General features: G+C 72.2%; 3 protein-coding genes. 2 read left to right on the forward strand and 1 reads right to left on the reverse strand.

All coding sequences use genetic code 11. From position 1 onward, the window contains the following. Positions 1–279 precede the first annotated feature (279 nt). Positions 280–1,860, reverse strand: coding sequence for a beta-1,3-glucanase family protein (locus tag NCC78_RS29520; RefSeq protein ID WP_372495235.1), 1,581 nt, complete (start codon positions 1,858–1,860; stop codon positions 280–282). Between the two features lie 261 nt (positions 1,861–2,121). Between NCC78_RS29520 and NCC78_RS29525 the strand changes: the two genes are divergently transcribed. Both NCC78_RS29525 and NCC78_RS29530 read left to right on the forward strand, forming a co-directional pair. Further along, positions 2,122–2,421 carry a hypothetical protein gene (locus tag NCC78_RS29525; protein ID WP_250798643.1) on the forward strand — a complete coding sequence of 100 codons (300 nt, stop codon included), beginning with the start codon at positions 2,122–2,124 and terminating at the stop codon, positions 2,419–2,421. A 20-nt stretch (positions 2,422–2,441) separates the two neighbouring features. Beyond that, on the forward strand, positions 2,442–3,476 hold a 1,035-nt coding region (locus tag NCC78_RS29530; protein WP_284706367.1), incomplete at its 3' end, for an MFS transporter.

Consider the following 3,476-nt stretch of genomic DNA (forward strand, 5'->3'; position numbering starts at 1 on the left):
GCCCGGCCGCGCCACCCCGCTGGCGCGCCTCGGCCACCAGCCGCTCGCCCCGCTCGCTCAGCTCGCCCCCGGGTGGCCGGACGGGACCCTCGGTCGGGCGGCGTGGGGCCATGGCGGCGGTTACCCGACGGACGGCGACCGAATCGTCGGCCCGCCCACCGACTCGACGGGCCTCCCGCGGTCGCCGCCGCCCCCAGCCCGGCGCTGCGACCGGGGGCGGCCGGAGGCACCATCGGGTGTACCGGCGAGCGCGAAGATCCACGACGAGGTGTCGGTGCCTCAGCCCTTGCGCCACTTCTGGTTCGCGGTGCCCGCGCAGTCCCAGAGCTGCAGCTTCGCGCCGTCGCCGCCGTTCCAGTCCTTGATGTCCACGCACCTGTTGGCCTGGAGGTTGACCAGGTCACCGGCCGCGTTCAGCGTGAACTGCTGGGCGCCCGTGCCGTTGCACGTGTAGAGCTGGACCACCGCGCCGTTCCCGGTCGCCCCGCCGTCCACGTCCATGCACTTGTTGTTCTGGCTCTGCACCGCGTTGCCGGTGAACGTCCACTTCTGCGCGTTGGTGCCGTTGCAGCCCCACATCTGCAACTGGGCGCGGTCGACGAAGGCGGAGTTCGGCACGTCGATGCACTTGTTGTTCCAGTTGCTCAGCACCGGCACCGCGGCACCCGGGTTCCCCGGTCCGCCGCCAACGGCGCCGAACGGGCTCAGGATCAGGCCGGCCGCGCGCGGGTCACCGTCGTGGACCAGCGACTCGAAGGCGCCGACGTCGTCGAAGGCGAACGCGTACGCCTTGCCGTCGCTCATGTTGGCGTGGATGACGCGGGCGTAGTGGTTGGTCGGGTTGTTGCGGTAGAACTCGCCGGCGTTGGTGCTGGGCTGCGTGTCGACGGTGCCGAGCGTGCCGCGGTTCAGCGCCGCGCAGAGCGTCCGGGAGATCGGGCCGACGACCAGGTCGTTCGGGGCGGGCAGGTCGCCGTCGCAGCCCCAGACGCTCGCCGACGAGGGTCGGTTGAAGGAGGCGACGACCTGGCCGGCGCTGTTGGTGAACGTCATGACACCGCCCGACGTCCGTCCGAAGTACCGGGTGTTCGGCTGGTTGGCGAACGGCACCACGGTCAGCGTCTTCGTGGTGTACGCGTTCCAGGCCCAGGCGATGTAGGAGTCCAGGTAGCTGGCGCTGAGCAGGCCCGCCCCGGCCGCCTTGCCCGGGGCCAGCACGCGCAGCACCGTCCCGTCGGCGCGGGTGTGGACCGTGTTCGCCCAGCCGGCCTGGGAGCGGATGCCGTCGATGATGGCGTTCCGGCCGTTGTCGACCACATCGCCGGTCCGCTTGGTGACGCCGTTGGCCCCGGTGACGGTGACCGCGTGCGGCACCGCGAACATGTCGACCTGCGAGCTGTTCAGCCAGAGCCCGGCGTCGTTGTAGGTGAACTCGCTCCAGTCGAACAGGATGTCGCGGTTGGCGTCGCCGCCCGCCCACGGGGCGGGTTGCACCAGGCCGTCGGGGGTCAGGAAGAACTTCAGCTTCTCGCCAAGGGAGAAGTAGACGCGGCCGGAGAAGCCGCGCGGGAACCGAATCGTCGTGCTGCCCCCGTTGCCGGGGCCCGGGATCGAGGCGTCGGGTGCGGGCGACGGCGGAAGCTGTCCGCCGGACCAGGGAATGAACGTGCCGCCCTGGTTGACGTAGCCGAGGCGGTTGCTGGAGAGCTGGATGCCGATCACGTACAGGTGGACGGCGTCGCCGCGGCCGGTGCTGTTGGTGACCGTGACGGGCAGCAGCGCCGGACCGACGGCCTGGGCCGGGGACGACGCGACGACGGTCATCGGCGGGCCGACGACGAGGGCGCAAAGCGCCGCCATCAGCTTTTTTCGGATACCCACGAGAAGCTCCTCACGTACGACGAAACATCAGAGAGCGCTCTCTCAGGCTGCTATTGTTAACAACGTGTGTCAATAGATGAAGGTGGATGTGGCGTCGGGAAGCCACGGCCGGGCCGACAGGCGGATCTGCGGAAAGCGCACGATGAGACGATGGGCCGTCGGTCCGGGCCGCACGCCCGGCGGACCGTCGGGCCCTCGTCGGGGCACCCGGTCGACGTTCCCGGCGATATCATCGGGGCGATGCGGACGACGCAAGATCTCGATATCGCCACCACCTGCACGGGGCCTCCGCTGGCCTTGCGGACCGTCGGGAAGCGGCTGACGAGCCGCCCGGGCCACTCGATGGCCGAGAGGGCCGATCACCTGCACCGGGCAGGCACCGACCTCGACCAGGTGGGCAGCGGCGAGGTCGACCTGCGGCACCGTCTGCTCATGCCCCGGTGGTCGGCCGACGGTTGCCCGGCGGGCTTCGCCATGCCCCGGCTGCTCCGCCTGCTCGCCGGTGAGCAGTTCCCCGCCGCGACTCCGCGGCACCGCTGACACCGCCGCTCACATCGCTGATGACCGACTCGCCGAGGACGGACGCCGCCCCGGGTACGCCGGTCCCGCCTCACCCACCCGGGCACCGGACGGCCGGGCCGGCCACCACCAGCCCTGACCGGCCCCGGCGCGGTCCACAGCCACCATCGCCGGTCGCGGCCGGAAGCACACCGGAATCGCGGCCCACCGGCGACCATCCGGCACGTGAACTGCGGCTGCTCATCGCCGCGTACGCGGTGTCGACCTACGGCAGCTTCCTCAACCTGGTGGTGCTCGGCCTGTTCACCCTGGAGGTCACCGGCTCGGCCATGCAGACGGGCATGGTCATGGCGGTGCGGCTGACCGCGGGACTGGTCATGGGGCCGCTGGCCGGTGTGCTCGCCGGCCGCCACCCCCGCAAACACCTGATGATCGGCAGTGACCTGGTGTCGGCGGGCACCCTCGTGGCGCTGGTGGCCGCGCCGGCCGGGGCGCGACCCACACTCCTGTGGGCGCTCGCCGTCGTCCTGGGCTGTGGTCAGACCCTGTGGAGCGTCTCGCTGCGCAGCGGCCTGCCGGACACGGTGGCGGCGCGAGACCTGTCCCGCGCCAACAGTCACCTGGTGGCGGCCCGTTCCGTCGCGATGCTGCTCGGCCTCGCCAGTGCCGGCGTGCTCGCCGCCACCTTCGGCTACCACGCCGCGTTCCTGTTCGACGCGGCCTCGTACGCGCTCTCCGCACTGCTGCTCGCCGCCCTGCCCGCCCGGCGGCCGGGCCGCGGTCCGGCGCGGGACGGTGCCACCGGCCACGGACCGCGGCTTCCGGGGCGCCTGTCCGGGATCGCACCGATCATCGTGGCGATGATCGCGGTACGGGCCGTCGACGCCTTCGGCTCGGCCTCGCACAACGTCGGCCTGCCGGTGCAGGCGAACCTGGTAAGGCCCGACTCCCCGGAGTCCTTCACCGCGCTGTTCCTGACCTCCTGGGCGGTCGGCAGCCTCGTCGCCGGCCGGTGGTACGCCCGCCGCGCCGCACGCGCCCCCCAGCGCGGCGCCGCGCTGCGCTTCGGCGCGGCG

This window comes from Micromonospora phytophila (assembly GCF_023656545.1).
Taxonomy (GTDB): Bacteria; Actinomycetota; Actinomycetes; order Mycobacteriales; family Micromonosporaceae; genus Micromonospora; species Micromonospora phytophila.